This is a genomic window from Pseudomonas sp. Pme6b (genome assembly GCF_058129925.1).
This window is the reverse complement of record NZ_CM176704.1, coordinates 4,017,047-4,036,766: the sequence shown is the minus strand read 5'-3', so window position 1 is coordinate 4,036,766 and position 19,720 is coordinate 4,017,047. Positions and strand designations below refer to the sequence as shown.

The 19,720-nt window shown below is 59.3% G+C and carries 20 protein-coding genes; 14 read left to right on the top strand and 6 right to left on the bottom strand.

What is annotated here, in order from left to right:
- The first annotated feature begins 8 nt into the window (after window positions 1-8).
- From flhF to AC4ANE_RS18190, 13 genes are all read left to right on the top strand, one after another.
- Window positions 9-1,337: a flagellar biosynthesis GTPase FlhF gene (gene flhF / locus AC4ANE_RS18250; protein WP_002554273.1), complete on the top strand. Its 1,329-nt coding sequence runs from the start codon at window positions 9-11 to the stop codon at window positions 1,335-1,337.
- Between the two features lie 115 nt (window positions 1,338-1,452).
- A complete protein-coding gene (gene fleN / locus AC4ANE_RS18245) occupies window positions 1,453-2,286 on the top strand; it encodes a flagellar synthesis regulator FleN (RefSeq protein ID WP_003412391.1) in 834 nt (277 codons plus the stop codon).
- Window positions 2,283-3,023: an RNA polymerase sigma factor FliA gene (gene fliA / locus AC4ANE_RS18240; RefSeq protein WP_002554271.1), complete on the top strand. Its 741-nt coding sequence runs from the start codon at window positions 2,283-2,285 to the stop codon at window positions 3,021-3,023. The genes fleN and fliA overlap by 4 nt, the downstream gene beginning before the upstream one ends.
- Window positions 3,024-3,275: 252 nt before the next feature.
- A complete protein-coding gene (locus AC4ANE_RS18235) occupies window positions 3,276-3,650 on the top strand; it encodes a chemotaxis response regulator CheY (protein WP_011169086.1) in 375 nt (124 codons plus the stop codon).
- A 19-nt stretch (window positions 3,651-3,669) separates the two neighbouring features.
- Complete coding sequence (locus tag AC4ANE_RS18230; RefSeq protein WP_002554269.1) at window positions 3,670-4,455, top strand: protein phosphatase CheZ; 786 nt, start codon at window positions 3,670-3,672, stop codon at window positions 4,453-4,455.
- Window positions 4,456-4,488: 33 nt separating this feature from the next.
- Window positions 4,489-6,777, top strand: a complete 2,289-nt coding sequence (locus AC4ANE_RS18225) for a chemotaxis protein CheA (protein ID WP_044423774.1) — start codon at window positions 4,489-4,491, stop codon at window positions 6,775-6,777.
- Window positions 6,778-6,827: 50 nt separating this feature from the next.
- Window positions 6,828-7,991, top strand: a complete 1,164-nt coding sequence (locus tag AC4ANE_RS18220; protein WP_002554267.1) for a protein-glutamate methylesterase/protein-glutamine glutaminase — start codon at window positions 6,828-6,830, stop codon at window positions 7,989-7,991.
- On the top strand, window positions 7,991-8,731 hold the full coding sequence (locus AC4ANE_RS18215; protein WP_002554266.1) for a flagellar motor protein: 741 nt from the start codon (window positions 7,991-7,993) through the stop codon (window positions 8,729-8,731). The genes AC4ANE_RS18220 and AC4ANE_RS18215 overlap by 1 nt, the downstream gene beginning before the upstream one ends.
- 6 nt (window positions 8,732-8,737) lie before the next feature.
- Window positions 8,738-9,625, top strand: a complete 888-nt coding sequence (gene motD, locus AC4ANE_RS18210; protein WP_002554265.1) for a flagellar motor protein MotD — start codon at window positions 8,738-8,740, stop codon at window positions 9,623-9,625.
- A gap of 44 nt (window positions 9,626-9,669) precedes the next feature.
- A complete protein-coding gene (locus AC4ANE_RS18205; RefSeq protein ID WP_002554264.1) occupies window positions 9,670-10,458 on the top strand; it encodes a ParA family protein in 789 nt (262 codons plus the stop codon).
- Between the two features lie 75 nt (window positions 10,459-10,533).
- Window positions 10,534-11,421, top strand: a complete 888-nt coding sequence (locus AC4ANE_RS18200) for a CheW domain-containing protein (RefSeq protein ID WP_005731582.1) — start codon at window positions 10,534-10,536, stop codon at window positions 11,419-11,421.
- A 57-nt stretch (window positions 11,422-11,478) separates the two neighbouring features.
- On the top strand, window positions 11,479-11,958 hold the full coding sequence (locus AC4ANE_RS18195) for a chemotaxis protein CheW (protein ID WP_002554262.1): 480 nt from the start codon (window positions 11,479-11,481) through the stop codon (window positions 11,956-11,958).
- Window positions 11,959-12,360, top strand: coding sequence for a DUF2802 domain-containing protein (locus tag AC4ANE_RS18190; RefSeq protein WP_002554261.1), 402 nt, complete (start codon window positions 11,959-11,961; stop codon window positions 12,358-12,360).
- Window positions 12,361-12,925: 565 nt separating this feature from the next.
- Here AC4ANE_RS18190 and AC4ANE_RS18185 read toward each other — a convergent pair.
- Together AC4ANE_RS18185 and fnr are read right to left on the bottom strand one after the other, a co-directional pair.
- Complete coding sequence (locus AC4ANE_RS18185; RefSeq protein ID WP_002554260.1) at window positions 12,926-13,474, bottom strand: adenine phosphoribosyltransferase; 549 nt, start codon at window positions 13,472-13,474, stop codon at window positions 12,926-12,928.
- Window positions 13,475-13,535: 61 nt separating this feature from the next.
- Window positions 13,536-14,270, bottom strand: coding sequence for a fumarate/nitrate reduction transcriptional regulator Fnr (gene fnr / locus AC4ANE_RS18180; protein WP_002554259.1), 735 nt, complete (start codon window positions 14,268-14,270; stop codon window positions 13,536-13,538).
- A 152-nt stretch (window positions 14,271-14,422) separates the two neighbouring features.
- On the opposite strand from fnr, the gene AC4ANE_RS18175 reads away from it, so the two are divergent.
- Window positions 14,423-14,893, top strand: a complete 471-nt coding sequence (locus AC4ANE_RS18175) for a hypothetical protein (protein WP_002554258.1) — start codon at window positions 14,423-14,425, stop codon at window positions 14,891-14,893.
- 14 nt (window positions 14,894-14,907) lie between these two features.
- Here the strand turns inward: AC4ANE_RS18175 and hemN are convergent, their stop codons facing one another.
- From hemN to AC4ANE_RS18155, 4 genes are all read right to left on the bottom strand, one after another.
- Window positions 14,908-16,290 (bottom strand): oxygen-independent coproporphyrinogen III oxidase, encoded by a 1,383-nt coding sequence (gene hemN, locus AC4ANE_RS18170; RefSeq protein ID WP_002554257.1) that lies wholly within the window; start codon window positions 16,288-16,290, stop codon window positions 14,908-14,910.
- A 96-nt stretch (window positions 16,291-16,386) separates the two neighbouring features.
- Complete coding sequence (locus tag AC4ANE_RS18165; RefSeq protein ID WP_002554256.1) at window positions 16,387-17,070, bottom strand: sulfite exporter TauE/SafE family protein; 684 nt, start codon at window positions 17,068-17,070, stop codon at window positions 16,387-16,389.
- Window positions 17,063-17,266 (bottom strand): cbb3-type cytochrome oxidase assembly protein CcoS, encoded by a 204-nt coding sequence (gene ccoS, locus AC4ANE_RS18160; RefSeq protein ID WP_002554255.1) that lies wholly within the window; start codon window positions 17,264-17,266, stop codon window positions 17,063-17,065. The genes AC4ANE_RS18165 and ccoS overlap by 8 nt, the downstream gene beginning before the upstream one ends.
- Window positions 17,245-19,719, bottom strand: a complete 2,475-nt coding sequence (locus tag AC4ANE_RS18155; protein WP_002554254.1) for a heavy metal translocating P-type ATPase — start codon at window positions 19,717-19,719, stop codon at window positions 17,245-17,247. The genes ccoS and AC4ANE_RS18155 overlap by 22 nt, the downstream gene beginning before the upstream one ends.
- Window position 19,720 lies beyond the last annotated feature (1 nt).

Here is a 19,720-nt window from a genome sequence, read left to right as displayed (position 1 = left end):
AGTGAGTCATGCAAGTTAAGCGATTTTTCGCCGCCGATATGCGTCAAGCCATGAAACTGGTTCGCGATGAGCTGGGCGCCGAGGCGGCCATCATCGGTAACCGGCGCATTGCCGGTGGCGTAGAGCTGACTGCCGCTCTGGATTACAAGCTGTCCGCCCTGGCACCGCGTGTGCCGAACATGGAGCTCGAAGACGAGCTGCGCAAGACCCAGTCGCGCATCGTCTCTGCTCAGGCCGAATTGAACAACCGCAGCGACAGTGACGCGTCGATCAATCTTCAGCTGTTTTCCGGCAAACCGGTCAGCGCTGTCGATACGCACATCGAGCCGACGCTCGAAGAGCCGCCACGACCATTCGCGTACACGCCGCCTGCGCCCGCAGAGCCTGCTGTCGGCCAGCGCGCCTATGATTCGATGCGCTCCGAATTGAACGGCTTGCGCGAGCTGCTGGAAGTCCAGCTTGGCTCCCTGGCCTGGAACCAGCTGCAGGGCAGTCGTCCGCAGCAGGCCAATCTGTGGCGCCGCCTGCAACGTGTCGGTTTGTCCGGCCCGCTGTCGCGCGATCTGCTGTCGATGATCCCGGAGATTGACGAGCCTCGTCAGGCCTGGCGCATGTTGCTGGCCCATTTGGCGCGCATGATTGCCGTGCCGGACATCGAGCCGCTAGAAGAGGGTGGAGTCATTGCCATGGTCGGGCCTGCCGGCATGGGCAAGACCACCACGCTGGCCAAGCTGGCGGCACGTTACGTGTTGAAGTACGGTCCGCAGAATATCGCTCTGGTCAGCATGGACAGTTTCCGCATCGGCGCACAGGAGCAGCTCAAGACCCTTGGGCGCATCCTCAACGTGCCGGTTACCCATGTCGATCCTGGCCAGTCGCTGGTCCAGGCGCTGGAGCCGCTGCTGCGCAAGCGCGTGGTGTTGATCGATACCGCCGGGCTGCAAGCCAGCGATCCCGCGCTGCGCATGCAACTGGAAAGTCTGGCAGGGCGTGGCATCAAGTCGCGTAACTACCTGGTACTGGCGACCACCAGCCAGAAGCAGGTGCTGACCGCTGCTTATCACAGTTACAAGCGTTGTGGCCTGGCCGGATGCATTCTGACCAAGCTTGATGAAACAGCCAGCCTTGGCGAAGTCCTGAGCCTGGCGATCAGTCATGAATTACCTGTGGCCTACCTCACGGACGGACCCCGTATTCCTGACGACCTGCACACCCCGCGTCGTCATCAACTGGTGAGCCGTGCGGTGAGTGTGCAGATGCAGGATGAGCCGAGCGAGGAAGCGATGGCTGATATGTTTGCTGACCTCTATCACACCCCTGGCAAGAGAGTGGGTTAAGTGATGGATATTATTGGAATGTCCCTGCGTCAACGGTCTGCCATGCGGTGTTCATTTGCGAACGTGCAGCCCTCGATGTGGTTTCGGTCTACGCAAGACAAGGTAAAGAAATAACATGGGCAGCATGCATCCCGTACAGGTTATCGCGGTGACCGGTGGCAAAGGTGGCGTCGGTAAGACTAACGTGTCAGTGAATCTTTCACTGGCCCTTGCCGAGCTTGGCCGTCGTGTCATGCTGCTGGACGCCGATCTGGGTCTGGCCAATGTCGACGTTCTGCTTGGGCTGACGCCTAAACGTACACTTGCCGATGTGATAGAGGGCCGTTGCGAGTTGCGCGACGTTCTGTTGCAGGGGCCGGGTGGGGTGCGTATCGTGCCTGCCGCCTCTGGCACCCAGAGCATGGTGCATCTGTCCCCGGCCCAGCATGCGGGTCTGATCCAGGCGTTCAGCGAGATTGGCGACAACCTTGATGTGCTGGTGATTGACACGGCTGCCGGTATCGGCGAATCGGTGGTCAGCTTCGTGCGCGCCGCTCAGGAAGTGTTGCTGGTGGTGTGCGACGAGCCCACGTCGATCACCGATGCCTACGCCCTGATCAAACTGCTCAACCGCGACTACGGCATGAACCGCTTCCGTGTGCTGGCCAACATGGCGCAGAGCCCGCAGGAAGGGCGCAACCTGTTCGCCAAACTCACCAAAGTGACGGACCGTTTTCTTGATGTCGCGCTGCAGTATGTAGGTGCCGTGCCGTACGACGAGTGCGTGCGCAAGGCCGTACAGAAACAGCGCGCCGTCTACGAAGCATTCCCGCGATCCAAATGTGCGCTGGCGTTCAAGGCCATTGCCCAGAAGGTTGATACCTGGCCGCTGCCAGCCAACCCGCGGGGTCATCTCGAGTTCTTCGTTGAGCGACTCGTTCACCAGACCAGTGCAGGGCCTGTGCAATGACTGCGAGCGGCTACCAGATGTACAGCAAGGCTTCCCGTAATTCGCAATACGAGTTGATCGAGCGTTATGCGCCATTGGTCAAGCGTATCGCTTATCATCTGCTGGCGCGCTTGCCGGCCAGCGTGCAGGTCGAGGATCTGATCCAGGCTGGCATGATCGGTCTGCTTGAAGTCTCCACCAAATATGATTCAACCAAAGGTGCGAGTTTCGAGACCTACGCCGGCATTCGCATTCGTGGTGCGATGCTGGATGAAGTGCGCAAGGGCGACTGGGCACCACGCTCAGTGCACCGCAATACCCGAATGGTCAGTGACGCAATTCGTGCAATTGAAGCTAAAACCGGCCGTGACGCTAAAGATCACGAGGTTGCGGCCGAACTCCAGTTGAGTCTTGATGATTATTACGGGATTTTGAATGACACCTTGGGCAGCCGCCTCTTCAGTTTCGACGACCTGCTTCAGGACGGCGATCACGAAGGGCTGCATGAGGATGGCGCAAGCGGTTCGCTTGAGCCGTCGCGCGACCTGGAAGACGAGCGCTTCCAGGCAGCGTTGGCCGATGCAATTGCCAATTTGCCAGAGCGTGAGCGTCTGGTGTTGGCGCTGTACTACGACGAAGAGCTGAACCTCAAGGAAATCGGAGAGGTTCTTGGGGTCAGCGAATCTCGGGTCAGTCAGTTACACAGCCAGTGCGCAGCTCGTTTGCGGGGGCGTTTGGGGGAGTGGCGAGCGCGTTGACGGCAGTGCGCGACGTTTGTCGTGCGTTGTCTGCATGCCGGCTGTGCAAAGCGTTACGTGGTAGCAGGATAGACGAGGCAAGGGCCTGTCGGGCAATGTCTCGATGGGCTTTAGTCGCAGTCTTGACTGTCGTTGTGCCAAGCCCGTCGTCGTTTCGTATAGCTGGGGGTGTGCTGTGCCAGTATTGAGTGAACAGCGTGTTCAGGTGCTGAACGCGTTAAAGACTGCTTGGAGGTCGAATTGGACAAGAACATGAAAATCCTCATCGTTGATGACTTCTCAACGATGCGGCGGATCATCAAGAATCTGTTGCGTGATCTGGGATTTACCAACACATCTGAAGCGGATGACGGTCTGACCGCATTGCCGATGCTGCAGAGCGGTGCCTTTGACTTTCTGGTGACGGACTGGAACATGCCTGGCATGACCGGTATCGACTTGTTGCGTCAGGTCCGTGCGGACGAGCGTCTCAAGAGCCTTCCTGTACTGATGGTTACTGCCGAAGCGAAGCGTGAGCAGATCATTGAAGCTGCCCAGGCCGGGGTGAACGGTTATGTAGTCAAGCCATTCACGGCTCAAGCGCTTAAAGAGAAGATCGAAAAGATCTTTGAACGCGTCAATAGCTGATGCATGCCGCGAGGGCGCTATGGATAACAATGATTCGATGGCCGACTTTGAGTCGACCTTAAAGAGACACGCGCAGGAACTCGTCACCAGCCTTGAAAAGGGCCGCTTCGGTGACGCTGTGCAGCTGATCCATGAACTCAACCAGACACGCGACCGCGGCCTTTATCAGGAAGTGGGCAAGCTGACTCGTGAGCTGCACAGTGCAATCGTCAACTTTCATATTGATCCGCACATGCCTCAAGCCGAGGAAGTGTCGCAGATCACCGACGCGACCGAACGCCTGTCGTATGTGGTGAGGCTGACCGAGAATGCGGCCAACCGCACTATGGACCTGGTCGAGGAAAGCACACCGCTCATGAGCGGTCTGAGCTCCGATGCCAAGGCATTGAGTGACGACTGGGGGCGTTTCATGCGCCGCGAAATCGGTGCTGAAGAATTCCGTGAGCTGGCCAAGCGGGTCGATGGTTTTCTGACGCGCACCGAGCAGGAGGCAGATAGGGTTTCCGGGCATCTCAACGATATTTTGCTTGCCCAGGATTACCAGGACCTTACGGGGCAGGTTATCAAGCGCGTGACGCAATTGGTTACGGAAGTCGAGAGCAATCTGCTCAAACTGGTGCTCATGGCCAGCCATGTCGATCGCTTCGCAGGCATCGAACATGACGAAGAATCCATCCTTGCTGAAAAAGATCCTAAAAAACATCTCGCCAAGGGTGAAGGTCCGCAGATTCATGCCGATAAACGTGAAGACGTCGTATCCGGACAGGATGATGTAGACGATCTGCTATCGAGCCTCGGCTTCTAAGATCTGTTGACGGTTAATTTTAGGGAGCACCCCATGAGCTTCGGCGCCGATGAAGAAATCCTTCAGGATTTTCTGGTAGAGGCCGGCGAAATTCTGGAGCAGTTGTCAGAGCAATTGGTCGAGCTGGAAAGCCGACCGGATGATGCTGATCTGCTCAATGCAATTTTTCGCGGTTTTCACACTGTAAAAGGGGGCGCCGGCTTCCTCCAGCTCCATGAGCTGGTGGAGTGCTGCCACATCGCCGAAAACGTGTTCGACATTCTTCGCAAGGGTGAGCGTCGCGTTGATTCCGAACTGATGGATGTGGTCCTGGAAGCTCTGGACACCGTCAACAGCATGTTCGGTCAGGTACGTGAACGGACTGACGTAACTGCGGCGACGCCAGAACTGCTGGCTGCGCTTTCGCGACTGGCCGAGCCACAATCTGCCGACGAAGTCGCAGCGCCCGAGCCCGAGCCGGTGGTTGAAGCCGAGGCTCCGGCTCCGGTTGCCGAGCAAGCGGCCAGCGATGACATTACCGATGATGAGTTCGAGCAACTGCTCGATTCGCTGCACGGCACCAGTCCGGTGTCTGCGGCACCATCAGCGGCACCTGCGGTTGCGCCAGCTCGCGATGAAATTACCGATCAGGAATTTGAATCCCTGCTTGATCAGTTGCATGGCAAGGGCAAGTTTGCGGCCGATGCTGTAGCCGCTCCAGCCCCGGCACCTGCTGCACAGAGCAAGGGTGCAGCGCCTGCCGGCGATGAAATCACCGACGACGAATTCGAAGCCTTGCTTGATCAACTGCATGGCAAGGGCTCGTTTGACGGTGCCATAGCCGCTACGGCTGCTGCTGCACCTGCACCTGCACCTGCACCTGCACCTGCGGCCGTTGCTGCCAAGGCACCCTCTGCTGCAGCGGCATCGGACGAAATTACCGATCACGAATTTGAAAGCCTGCTCGACGAACTGCATGGCAAAGGCAAGTTCGAGCCTGATGCGGTCGTTGCCAAGGCACCTGCTCCGGCAACTGCCATAGCTGCTGCTCCGCCACCGGCTGCCAAGCCTGCTGCGGCGCCTGCACCTGCGGCAAAGGCCGAGCCCGCCAAGCCTGCTCCAGCACCTGCACGCGCTCCTGCGCCCACTGGTGAAAAGCCGGTTGCGACTGAAGCCGAAACCACGGTTCGTGTGGATACCGCCCGACTGGACGAGATCATGAACATGGTCGGCGAGCTGGTGCTGGTACGTAACCGCCTGGTGCGTCTGGGTCTCAACAGCGGCGATGAAGCCATGTCCAAGGCGGTTTCGAACCTGGATGTGGTCACTGCCGACCTGCAGACCGCGGTCATGAAGACCCGTATGCAGCCGATCAAGAAAGTCTTTGGTCGCTTCCCGCGTCTGGTACGTGACCTGGCTCGCCAGCTCAAGAAAGAGATCAATCTGGAACTGGTCGGCGAAGAAACCGACCTCGACAAGAACCTCGTAGAGGCGCTTGCCGACCCGCTGGTCCACTTGGTGCGCAACGCGGTCGACCACGGTATCGAAACGCCGGAAGAACGCGAAGCCTCGGGCAAGTCCCGCGGCGGCAAGGTAATTCTTTCGGCAGAGCAGGAAGGCGACCATATCCTGCTGTCGATTTCCGATGACGGCAAGGGTATGGACCCCAACGTGTTGCGCTCGATTGCGGTCAAACGTGGTGTCATGGACAAGGATGCAGCCGATCGGTTGAGCGACACCGATTGCTACAACCTGATCTTTGCACCGGGCTTCTCGACCAAGACCGAGATTTCCGATGTGTCAGGTCGCGGTGTGGGCATGGACGTGGTTAAAACCAAGATCTCCCAGCTCAACGGCTCGATCAACATCTACTCGACCAAGGGCCAGGGTTCCAAGATTGTCATCAAGGTCCCGTTGACCCTGGCGATCATGCCGACCCTGATGGTGATGCTGGGCAACCAGGCTTTTGCCTTCCCGTTGGTCAACGTCAACGAAATCTTCCACCTGAACCTGTCCACTACCAACGTGGTTGACGGTCAGGAAGTGGTGATCGTACGTGACAAAGCCTTGCCGCTGTTCTATCTCAAGCGCTGGCTGGTCAGTTCGGCGGCTCATGAAGAGCAGCGAGAAGGGCACGTCGTGATCCTGACGGTCGGCACCCAGCGCATCGGCTTCGTTGTCGATCAACTGGTCGGCCAGGAAGAAGTGGTTATCAAACCGCTGGGCAAGATGCTGCAAGGTACGCCAGGCATGTCGGGCGCCACCATCACCGGTGACGGTCGCATCGCCTTGATTCTCGATGTACCCAGCATGCTCAAGCGTTACGCCGCACGGCGTATCTGAACCCGGGGGTGCGGGCAGCCTGGCTGCCTGCAACACCTATTGGAGTGTTTATGGCAGTCAAGGTCCTGGTGGTGGATGATTCCGGTTTTTTCCGCCGCCGTGTTACGGAAATTCTTTCTTCGGACCCCAACATTGTAGTGGTTGGCACCGCCACCAACGGCAAGGAAGCGATTGAGCAGGCGCTGGCGCTCAAACCTGATGTCATCACCATGGACTACGAAATGCCGATGATGGATGGCATTACGGCAGTTCGTCATATCATGCAGCGTATCCCCACCCCGGTATTGATGTTCTCGTCGCTGACGCACGAAGGTGCGCGCGTGACGCTGGATGCTCTGGACGCCGGTGCCGTGGATTTCCTGCCCAAGAATTTCGAAGATATCTCGCGCAACCCGCAGAAGGTCAAACAACTGCTGTGCGAGAAAATCAACAGCATTTCGCGCAGTAACCGCCGTTCAAGCGGGTTTGGTGCGGCCAGCGCTGCATCGGCGGCTGCACCGGCAGCGCCGACGTCGTCCAGCCGTGCACCTGCGCCCACCACCGCGCCAGCCCGTGCCGTGCCGACGCGCACTGCAGCGCCTGCCACGGCCCCTGCGGCTCATGCTCACCATGCTCCGGCACACCCGACCACCTCAGGCACGCCCAAGCGCAAGGCATACAAACTGGTGGCCATCGGCACCTCAACCGGTGGCCCGGTTGCGTTGCAACGTGTACTTACCCAGTTGCCAGCCAGCTTCCCGGCACCGCTGGTGCTGATTCAACACATGCCTGCGGCCTTCACCAAGGCCTTTGCCGAGCGTCTCGACAAGCTGTGCAAGATCAGCGTCAAGGAAGCAGAGGACGGCGACGTTCTGCGCCCTGGTCTGGCGTTGCTGGCACCGGGCGGCAAGCAGATGATGGTGGATGCGCGCGGTACGGTGAAGATTCTGCCGGGTGACGAGCGCCTGAATTACAAACCTTGTGTAGATATCACCTTTGGCTCTGCCGCCAAGTCCTACGGTGACAAGGTGCTGTCGGTGGTATTGACCGGCATGGGTGCCGATGGCCGTGAGGGCGCGCGCCTGCTCAAGCAGGCGGGCAGTACCGTATGGGCGCAGGACGAAGCGAGCTGCGTCATTTACGGCATGCCGATGGCAATCGTCAAGGCTGAGCTTGCAGATGCGATCTACAGTCTGGATGACATAGGTCGCCACCTGGTAGAGGCCTGTCTCTGATGGATGTACTCAGTCTTATCGGCCTGATCCTGGCGTTTGTCGCGATCATTGGCGGCAACTTTCTTGAAGGCGGACACCTCGGTGCGTTGCTCAATGGCCCGGCAGCCCTGATTGTACTGGGCGGCACACTGGGTGCGTCGCTGTTGCAGTCACCGATGAGCGCGTTCATGCGTGCCATGAAAATCATCCGCTGGATCATTTTCCCGCCTCGTATCGATCTGCCCGGCGGTGTCGACCGGGTGATCGGCTGGAGCATGACCGCCCGCAAGGAAGGCTTGCTCGGTCTGGAAACGGTCGCCGATTCCGAACCTGACAGTTATGCCCGCAAAGGCTTGCAACTGTTGGTCGATGGCGCCGAGCCTGCAGCGATCCGGAGCATTCTTGAAGTGGATTTCATCACTCAGGAAACCCGCGATATTCAGGCTGCCAAGGTATTCGAAAGCATGGGCGGCTATGCGCCGACCGTGGGCATCATCGGTGCGGTAATGGGGCTGATTCACGTCATGGGTAACCTGGCCGACCCGAGCCAACTGGGCAGTGGGATTGCGGTGGCTTTTGTTGCCACCATTTATGGCGTTGCAATGGCCAACCTGATTCTGTTGCCGGTGGCCAACAAGCTTAAAGGCATTGCCCACCGTCAGTCGCGTTACCGCGAAATGCTGCTTGAAGGCTTGCTGTCCATCGCCGAAGGTGAAAACCCGCGCTCCATCGAACTCAAGCTGCAAGGCTTCATGGAGTAACAGCGCATGGCTCGCCGACGTCAGGCCGAAGAACACGAAAATCATGAGCGCTGGCTGGTGTCGTATGCCGACTTCATTACCCTGCTGTTCGCCTTTTTCGTGGTGATGTACTCGATTTCCTCGGTCAATGAAGGCAAATACAAAATTCTGTCCCAGGCACTGGTTGGCGTATTCAACGATACCGAGCGCACTATGAAACCGATCCCTATTGGTGAGCAGCGCCCGGTCTCGATAAAGCCCGCCGAGCCGCTGGTCAAGGACAGCGAACAGACCGATGCCGGAATTGGCCAGGCTTCTGATGATCCGCTGCAGACCATCGCTCAGGATGTTCGCGATGCGTTCGGCGACCTGATCAAGTCCGATCAGATGACGGTGCGCGGCAACGAGTTATGGATCGAGATCGAACTCAACTCCAGCCTGTTGTTCGTCAGCGGCGACGCCATACCCAGCGACAAGGCTTTCACGATCATTGAAAAGGTTTCCGGAATCGTCAAACGCTTCGACAATCCCATACACGTTGAAGGCTTCACTGACGATCAGCCGATCAGCACTGCGCAGTTTCCGACCAACTGGGAACTGTCTTCGGCTCGATCTGCCAGCATTGTGCGCATGCTGGCGATGGACGGTGTCAATCCCGCGCGACTGGCCTCTGTGGGCTACGGTGAGTTTCAACCGATCGCGCCCAATACCACTGCCGCCGGACGTGCCAAGAACCGCCGCGTAGTGCTGGTCATCTCGCGAAATCTGGATGTGCGTCGCAGCCTGACCAGTTCAGGGTCGGCCAATGTGCAACCGGATGCTGCACTGAGGCGTGCTGGCACACAAACTGCACCGGTGCCAGCAAAGCCGCCGGTACGTGCGAACGCCGTCAATTCTCCGTCACCTGCCCCCTAACATCGTATCGGTATGGTCGTTGCTGTACGCAAGGAAAAACATCAATGAGAGTCTGGGCAGTAGCCAACCAGAAAGGTGGAGTCGGAAAGACCACCACGACCATCGCCCTGGCCGGCCTGCTGGCCGATGCGGGCAAGCGTGTGGTCGTGGTCGATCTGGACCCCCACGGCTCCATGACCAGCTATTTCGGGCATAACCCGGACGAACTGGAACACAGTGCCTTCGATCTGTTTCTCCACAAGGGTGCGGTTCCGGAGGGGCTTCCGGGCCAATTGCTGCTGCCGACCAGTGACCAGCGTATCTCGCTGATACCCTCCAGCACGGCGCTGGCCACACTGGAGCGTCAATCCCCTGGCCAGAGCGGCCTGGGCCTGGTGATCGCTAAAAGTCTGGCGCAGTTGTGGCAGGATTTTGACTATGCGCTGATCGACAGTCCGCCGCTGCTGGGCGTTCTCATGGTCAATGCGCTGGCGGCAAGCCAGCAGTTGGCGATACCGGTACAGACTGAATTTTTGGCCGTGAAAGGCCTGGAGCGTATGGTCAATACCCTGACCATGATCAACCGTTCGCGCAAGGTGCCGTTGCCTTACACCATCGTGCCGACCTTGTTCGACCGTCGTACCCAAGCGTCGATGGGCACATTGAAATTATTGCGCGACAGTTTTCCCGATCATGTCTGGCAAGCCTACGTGCCGGTCGACACGCGGCTGCGCGATGCGAGCCGTCTGGGGCTGACGCCGTCGCAGAATGACAGTAAGAGTCGCGGTGTGATTGCTTATCGGGCATTGCTCAAGCATATGCTCGCCGAGCAGCTCAATGCTCAGGTGGCCTGACGTGAACGTCCATTCTTTCTACACAGTTTGCTCAAGTGATGCCTCAATGCGGCCGATAACTCTATCAGGTTGCACATGCTCCATTTTTTGTTGGGCCCCGGTATGAACCGCCCTGTAGAAGTAGCAACACGACCCAAGCTGGCGTTGCAGTCCTATCTGGACGCATTGCTGTACGACGCGACTGAGGTGCTTGAAGAGCCTGTCAGCAGCATCGATGAATTTCAGGCGGCTGTGCTCGAAGAGCAAGCCTTTGATGCGCGGATGCAAGCGCAGATCAAACCGCTGGCGGTTGCGGTGGCCGCGCCGGCTCCGGTGGCTGTAGCGGTAAAGGTTGAAGCGCCTGCGCCGGTGATTGAAGTCGCTCCGGTGATTGTTGCCGAAGTGGTGAAGGTTGAAGAAGCAGTTTCGACCGTTGAGCTGGTCGAGCCGGTCGCTGAGTTGAGCACACTGGTGACCCAGCGCACGCCGACGCCGCCGCCTACCAGTGATGGTCGCCCGGCATGGGCCGCCGAGCCGTTCGAATGCCTGTTGTTCGACGTGGCCGGACTGACGCTGGCAGTGCCGCTGGTATGCCTGGGGTCGATTTACCCGCTGGCAGGGCAGGAGCTGACGCCACTGTTCGGTCAACCGGACTGGTTTCTCGGGATCCTGCCTTGCCAGGCGGGCAACCTGAAAGTATTGGATACCGCGCGCTGGATCATGCCTGATCGATACCGCGACGATTTTCGCCAGGGATTGCAGTACGTGATTTCGGTGCAGGGATACGAGTGGGGACTGGCGGTGCATCAAGTCAGCCGTTCGTTGCGTCTTGATCCGAATGAGATCAAATGGCGCACGCAGCGAGGTCAGCGCCCATGGCTGGCGGGCACGGTTATCGAGCACATGTGCGCGTTGCTGGATGTTGCAGAGTTGGCCGAGCTGATAGCCAGTGGCGCGGTCAAGCAGTTGAACAAGTCGAAATAATCATGGGTCGATGCCAGTGGCATCACCTGCAAAGAACACACGTGAGGGGTTGGGGTTATGAATAAGTCGTCTGCACAAGGTTCCGAAGATCCTATCCTGCAATGGGTTACGTTCCGCCTGGACAACGAGTCCTATGGCATCAACGTGATGCAGGTGCAGGAAGTGCTGCGCTACACTGAAATCGCCCCGGTCCCGGGTGCGCCAAGCTACGTACTGGGCATTATCAACCTGCGCGGTAACGTGGTCACCGTGATCGATACCCGTCAGCGCTTTGGTCTGGCTCCGGTTGAAGTCAGCGACAATACGCGTATCGTGATCATCGAAGCCGACAAGCAAGTGGTCGGGATTCTGGTCGATAGCGTGGCTGAAGTGGTTTACTTGCGTCAGTCTGAAGTCGAAACTGCGCCAAACGTGGGTAACGATGAGTCGGCCAAATTCATTCAGGGCGTTTGCAACAAGAACGGCGAACTGTTGATTCTGGTTGAACTGGACAAAATGATGTCCGAAGAAGAGTGGTCCGAACTGGAGAGCATCTGATTGATCTTTGAGGTAGCTGTCTTCTTCCTGGGCATTCTCTGGGTAGTCACCCTGTTTATGTTCCTGGCCCATACCAGGCGTCAGCGCAAGCTCGATGCCGAGCGTGATGAGGCGGCTGCCTTGCGTGATCAGCGGATCAAGGAGTTGGCCAGACGCCTGGACAACTACCAGAACGGCACGGTGCGCATGGGCGAAGCGTTGCACGAGCTGCGTGCCATCGTTGCGCCGTTGCCGGACAAGCTCACTGCACTGGAACAGCGCGATCCCTCCACGCTGTCCTTTGCCCAGGCTGCACGCCTGGTCGGCATGGGTGCCAGCATCGATGAGCTGACCCAGTCCTGCGGCCTGACCCAGGCCGAAGCGCAACTGATGACCAAACTGCACAGCAATACTGCGAGCTAGTTTCTCTTCGGTACACGCCTGCGCTGCCCATTCAAGGTCGGACGCAGAGCGTCCAGAACTGCAACGATAATCTCAACTATCGTGCGACGCTCTGCGTCGAATGCCGTTCTGGACGCTCTGCGTCCGATTTTGAGTATGATTCTCGTGTCAATCACTCTGCATTGGCATGCTCTTCTTAACGCTTGGCGTTGCAAATTTCCGGTGCGGCAGAACATCATGCCTTACCTGTTAATGCTGCCATACAGTGCTTTTTTATCGCGATGGTACTGACGACGCAGAGTGCGACGTAAGTGACGGCTGAGTCCTGGCGCTGATCCGGGGGTAGCCTGGCAGGACGCCAGGCTAGCCGCACCGGGCCATGGATGGCCCGTTGCGGCGACCCCCGGATCAGTGACAGGGCGAAGGAACCCGACGAAGTCGGGCCGGAAACAGGAGCGAGGGGGTTTGGTTACTTTGGCCCGTCAAAGTAACTCGCCGAGGGGCGAAAAGGTGACCTGAGTCGAACCCCAATCCATCTGACATCGCAGAACCACCGTGCAAAGCGGAGCCACGGTCAGCGCCGGTCTTACTGCTCGTCCAGCGCAAACTCGGTCAGACAGAACGTCGGGATCTTCAGGTCGTTAAGACGCTTGGAGCCACCCAGTTCCGGCAGGTCGATGATCGCAGCGGCTTCATGTACCTCGGCGCCCATGCGGCGGATGAGGTTGGCGGCGGCGATCAGCGTGCCTCCCGTCGCGATCAGGTCATCGAACATGATGACTGAGTCACCTTCGCACAGACTGTCGGCATGCACTTCCAGATACGCTTCGCCGTATTCTGTTTGATAGGCCTCGGAGAGTACGTCGGCAGGTAATTTGCCTTGTTTGCGAAACAGCACCAGCGGCTTGTTCAGTTGATACGCCACCACCGAACCAATCAGAAAACCACGCGCGTCCATGACGCCGATATGGCTGAAATCGGCTTCTATATAGCGCTGCACGAAGCTGTCGATTACCTGACGGGTAGCCTTGGGCGACTGAAAGAGGGGAGTGATGTCGCGAAAGACCACGCCCGGCTTGGGAAAGTCTATGACCGGGCGTATCAGGGACTTGAAGTTCGATTGATCGAAAGTCATCAGGGGGATCCATGGCAGGTTTGGCCGATAGTTTAAGCCGACCCGCCACAGATCGCACGTATCAGCTTTGCATTGCGCCGCCCGCCAGCGCGCACAGCTCGATCGGGGCGAGGATATGAATCTCTTTGCCTTCTGCAGCAATCAACTGGTTTTGCTGGAACCGGGTGAATACCCGCGACACCGTCTCGACGGCCAGGCCCAGGTGATTACCGATTTCGTTGCGCGACATGCTCAGACGAAACTTATTGGCCGAGAAACCTCTGGCCCGAAAGCGCGCAGACAGATTGATCAGAAACGTGGCAATACGCTCATCGGCGGTCTTCTTCGACAGCAACAGCATCATTTGCTGATCTTCGCGAATCTCGCGGCTCATGACGCGCATCAACTGGCGACGCAGTTGCGGCAACTGCACCGACAGTTCATCCAGGCGTTCAAATGGTATTTCGCACACTGAAGTGGTTTCCAGTGCCTGCGCCGAGACCGGGTAAGCCTGGGCGTCCATGCCTGACATTCCGACCAGTTCGCTGGGCAGATGAAAGCCGGTGAGTTGTTCTTCGCCGTTGTCACTGATGTTGAAGGTTTTCAGCGCGCCGGAGCGTACTGCATAGACCGACTCGAAGGTATCTCCCTGACGGAATAGAAACTCGCCTTTTTTCAGCGGACGGCCCCGTTTGACGATCTGGTCAAGGCAGTCCATATCTTCCGTGTTCAATGAGAGGGGCAGGCAGAGTGGAGCGAGACTGCAATCCTTGCAGTGAGCCTGGTTTTGAGCGCGCAACTTTACTGGCTCGGACATCACTTAATTCCTTGTGGGAAAACACACATAAGCCGTAAGGGTACCTCACCCTTGCTTGTCGGGGCCAGCCTACAAAGCCTTCTGTACCATCAAGGTTCCAGAGCGGCTGCCGATAAGCCTGTATTCCCTCGGATGAACAAGGATGCCTTGGCATGTCAACGACACTTCCGTTGATCAACAGTATTACGATACGTACTGCGACCTCGCAGATTACGTACAGCAGCCAGGCCAGCGAAAGCAGCGTCGAGACGCCTGCCGGTGAGGCAAAGGGTGTTGAAGTCAATCTGTCGTCAGCAGGCAAGGCTGCCGCTGCGTCGTCTTCCAGAAATGCCGATATCGAGCAGAGCGGCCTGCCGGCTTCCGTGCAGAAGATCCTCAAGGCTATTCGCGAGCTTCAACGCAGGATCGCGGAAACCATGGAGCAGATCCAGAAGGCTCTGAAGGACCCGAGTCTGAGTCCCGAGGAGCGCCGCACCAAGGCCGCGGCGCTACAGACCGTGCTCACCACATTGCAGGCGCAGGTGAGCAATTCCACGGCCGATTTGTCGTCGCTGATGAACAGCCTGAACTCCAGCGACGCCGACAAGACCAAGGCGGGCATGCTGGTTCTGGCCAAAATGTAGAACCAGGCCGCTGCTCATATCACCCGGGAGAACTGCTGCCTGTTCTGCCGGGTCAGGTACGCATCGAAGACCATGCACACAGCACGCACCAGCAACCGGCCTGACGGTTTCACTTCAATTCCCGCGGCGCTCAACGCAATCAGCCCGTCCTCCGCCATGCCAAGCAGTTGTGGCCATGCGTCGCTGAAATAGTCTCTGAAATCGATGGAGAATGCTTTTTCAATCTCGGCGAAATCCAGCATGAAGTGGCAGATCAACTGCTGAATGACTGCGCGTCTTATCCGGTCGTCATCGCTGCACATCAGCCCTCGTCTGGTTGCTGGCTGGTCGCTGTCCAGCAGCCTTTGATAGTCGCTCAGGTCGCTGCTGTTCTGACTGTACAGCTCGCCAATCTGGCTGATGGCCGAGACGCCCAGCCCGATCAGATCACAGTGACCATGCGTGGTGTAGCCCTGAAAATTGCGTTGCAGGGTCAGGTCTTCCTGGGCGATAGCCAGCTCATCGTCGGGCAGGGCGAAATGGTCCATGCCGATGTAGCGATAACCGGCGTTGCCCAGCTGCTCGACGGTGCGCTCGAGCATGAGCAGTTTGCTCCGGGCATCCGGCAGTTCGGCCGTGTCGATGCGCCGCTGCGGCATGAAGCGTTCCGGCAGGTGGGCGTAGTTGAACACAGATAACCGGTCGGGCTGTAATTCGATGATTTCATCCACTGTGCGGCTGAAGGCTTGCGCGGTTTGTCTGGGAAGTCCGTAGATCAGGTCGATATTCACAGAACGAAACTGCAGCGTGCGGGCGGCTTCGACGATGGCGCGGGTTTCCTCCAGGCTTTGCATGCGGTTGATCGCCCGTTGCACGGTCGGGTCCAGGTCCTGCACGCCAAGGCTGACCCGGTTGAAACCCAGCTCGCGCAGCAGGCCCATGGTCGACCAGTCCGCTTCGCGAGGGTCAATCTCGATGCCATAGTCGCCGGAGTCATCTTCCAGCAAATTGAAATGCGCGCGCAGCTGCGCCATGAACCGACGCAGTTCAGCATGACTCAGGAAGGTCGGCGTGCCGCCGCCCAGGTGCAGTTGCTCCACTACCTGACCGGGTGCCAGGTGGCAGGCGAGCATCTGTATTTCGTGTTCGAGCCGCTGCAGGTAAGCCTGGGCGCGTCCGCGGTCCTTGGTGATGACCTTATTGCAGGCACAGTAGTAACAAATGTTCGCGCAGAAGGGCAGATGCACATAGAGCGACAGCGGGCGCAACGCCTTGCGGCTTTCCCGCAGAGCATGCAGCAGTTCAAATGCGCCTATTTGTGTGTGAAGTTGCACTGCTGTCGGATAGGACGTATAGCGCGGTCCTGCCACATCATAGCGATGGATCAGGTCTGAATCCCAACGAATGGCGTCAAGCATGCGCACGTTTCCCGGTCAGGCTGGCGATGTCGCGAGCATACGCAGGCGCTCAAGGGCGGGCGTTGACGTGGATCAAGCGGTGTGAGCTGCCCGGCCTCAGTGCCGCATCAGCCAATGCTGATGCGGCCCCGGCAAGGTCCAGAGGCCAAACACGATCACCAGCAACCCTCCGGCCATGCGAATACCTCGTTTGCGCAGCAGGACAGTGGTGCGCTCGGCGGCAAGTCCGGTGGCCAGCAGAACGGGCCAGGTGCCCAGCCCGAAGGCCAGCATCAGCAAGGCGCTATGGAGAGGATTGCCCTGGCTGGCGGCCCAGAGCAGGGCGCTGTAAACCAGCCCGCAGGGCAGCCAGCCCCACAGCGCGCCGAGCAACAAGGCGCGGGGCAGGCTGGACACCGGCAGCAAGCGACTGGCCAGCGGTTGCAGGTATCGCCACAGTCCTCGGCCCAGGCGCTCGATATGCGTCAGCCCGCTCCACCAGCCAGCCAGATACAGCCCCATCACGATCAGCAACACTGCGGCGATGACCCGCATACCCGTTGCCAGCGGACTTTGCGCGACTGCCCAGCCGACCAGCCCGGAACCCAGGCCGGCAATCGTGTAACTGAGAATGCGCCCAAAGTTATATGCCAGCAGCAGCCGGAATCGACGGCTGCGCTGTTCCTTGGGAATGGCCAGTGTCAGCGCTCCCATGAGGCCGCCACACATCCCCAGGCAATGGCCGCCGCCCAGCAGCCCGAGAATGAACGCCGAGAGCAGCGTCGAAGCAAGTTCAAACATCGTGTTTCTCGTCAGCGCCAGGCCGTTGCTGTTCTGGCCGGGCATGATCCACTGACGGCGGATCATCGAACAATATGCTGTGCGCCGGGCCTTCCATATCGTCGTACTGGCCGCTGTCCACCGCCCAGAAGAACACGTAGATCGCGACACCCACCAGCAGCAGCGCAGCAGGGATCATGATGTAAAGCGCGGGCATGAAACCTCCGGGGCAGGTTGTGACGTCAGGGCGCGGCGCGGCATGCGGGTCAGGCGCAAGGCGTTGAGCACTACGGTCAATGAACTGAGCGACATGCCGATGGCCGCCCATACCGGGGTGATCCAGCCCAGTGCCGCGAATGGCAGCATGAGGCCATTGTACAGGCTGGCCCAGAGCAGATTTTCGATAATGACCCTGCGCGTACGTCGGGCCAGATTCAGTGCGTCGATCAGCACCGGCAAACGGTTGCACAGCAGCACGGCGTCAGCGCTGGTTTTTGCAAGGTCGGTGGCCGAGCCCATTGCCACACTGATGTCGGCAGCGGCCATGACCGGGACGTCATTCACCCCGTCACCGATCATCAGCACCTTGCGTCCCTGAGCCTGAAGTTGCCGCAGCACCTCCAGCTTGTCGTCCGGGTGCATACCGCCACGCGCTTCGTCTATCCCCAGCGCCTGCGCGACACTGGCGACCATCGGTGAGCTGTCTCCGGACAGCAGCAGCGTTTTCCAGCCTCGTGCCTTGCAGGCTTGTAACAAGGTGCCGGCATCGTCGCGCAGTCGATCGTCGAGTACCAGCCAGGCCAGCGGCCCTTGCGCATCGCCCAGCAATAGCCACTGGCCGGACTCATCAGTGATCACCGGCGGTTCAGTGCCGCTCGGCGCACAGACGAACGGCGCCTGGCCGATGCGCAGCAGTTTCCCGTCAACACGTCCTTCCAGCCCTAGCCCCGGTGTGCTGTGCACCTCTTCGGCGGCCCTTGACGCTCGACCAAAGGCGCGGGCAATAGGGTGCTCGGAACGGTTTTCCAGCGCCGCCGCCAGCTCAAGACAGCGGCTGGCGTCCAGTTCGCGTAGCGGGTGAATGCTGCGCAGCGCCAGATGTCCCTCGGTCAGGGTGCCGGTCTTGTCGAAGATGACTGTGTCGATCTGATTCAGGCCCTCCAGTACATGACCTCGGGTCAGCAACAGACCAAGCTTGTGCAGCGTGCCGGTGGCTGCTGTCAACGCGGTCGGTGTCGCCAACGACAGCGCGCAGGGGCAGGTGGCAACGAGCATTGCCAGGACAATCCAGAATGCACGGGATGCGTCGATTTGCCACCAGACAACGCCGATCAGCGCCGCCGCCATCAGCGAAAACAGTAGAAAGGTCTGTGCAGCCCGGTCGGCGATCTGCGCGAGACGAGGCTTCTGCGCCTGGGCGCGCTCGAGCAGGCGGACAATGGCCGAAAGACGGGTTTCCTGACCCAGCGCCGACACGGCAATGGTCAGCGGACTCTCGACATTCAACGTTCCTGCGGTGACCGCATCGCCCGCGCTGCGCACTTGTGGCAGGTACTCGCCGGTCAGCAGTGACTCATCGATACTGGAATGACCTTCGAGGATCCTGCCGTCAGCCGGGATCACCGCACCGGGGCGCACCAATATACGATCGGTCAAACGCAGTTCGCTGAGCATGATGCGCTGGCTCTGGCCATCGTCACCAAGGCGCAGGCATGAGGCAGGCAGCAGGTTGACCAGCTGCGCCGTGGCTGCCGCTGTGCGCTCGCGGGCGCGGCGCTCCAGGTAGCGTCCGGCCAGCAGGAATAATGCAAACATGCCTACCGCATCGAAATACAATTCGCCAGCGCCGGTGACCGCAGTCCAGATGCCGGCGACATAAGCCGCGCCTATTGCCAGCGACACCGAGACGTCCATCGTCAGTTGACGGCTGCGCAGGTCGCGCAACGCACCGCGGAAGAACGGTGCGCAACTGTAAAACACGATCGGAGTGGTCAGAAACAGCGCCACCCAGCGCAGGATGGTGTGCATCTGCGGGCTGAGGTCGATGTTGAACTCCGGCCAGGTGGCCATGGTTGCCATCATTGCCTGAAACCACAGCAGGCCAGCGACGCCCAGTTGCCGCAACGCCAGACGGTTTTCACTTGCCAGACGTTCGGCGGCGCGATCGGCCTGCCAGGGGTGAGCGACATAACCAATTGCGTGCAGCTCGCTCAGCAGTTGACTGAGGGCAAGCTGGTCGCCGCGCCAGCGTACGTGCAGGCGATGGGTGGAGAGGTTCATGCGCGCTTCGGCCACTGCGGGCAAGCGGCTCAGGCGCTTTTCGATCAACCAGCCGCAGGCTGCGCAACTGATGCCCTCGACAAGCAAAGTGGCTTCTGACAAATCGCCTTCGTGGCGTACGAACGGCGCCTGTACTTCAGGGCGGTCGTAGAGTGCCAGTTCATCGATCAATTGCGTGGGCAGGCTTTCCGGGTTGGCCGAGGCCTCGCTACGATGGCGGTAATAGCTTTCCAGGCCGCTGGCGACTATGGCCTCGGCCACCGCCTGACAGCCGGGGCAGCACAGCTCCCGGGGTTCACCGAGCACAACCGCCGTGAAACGGCTGCCGGCCGGCACGGGCAGGTCGCAGTGGTAACAGCGCATTGGAGTGGCGCGGGGCAACGTCGCCATG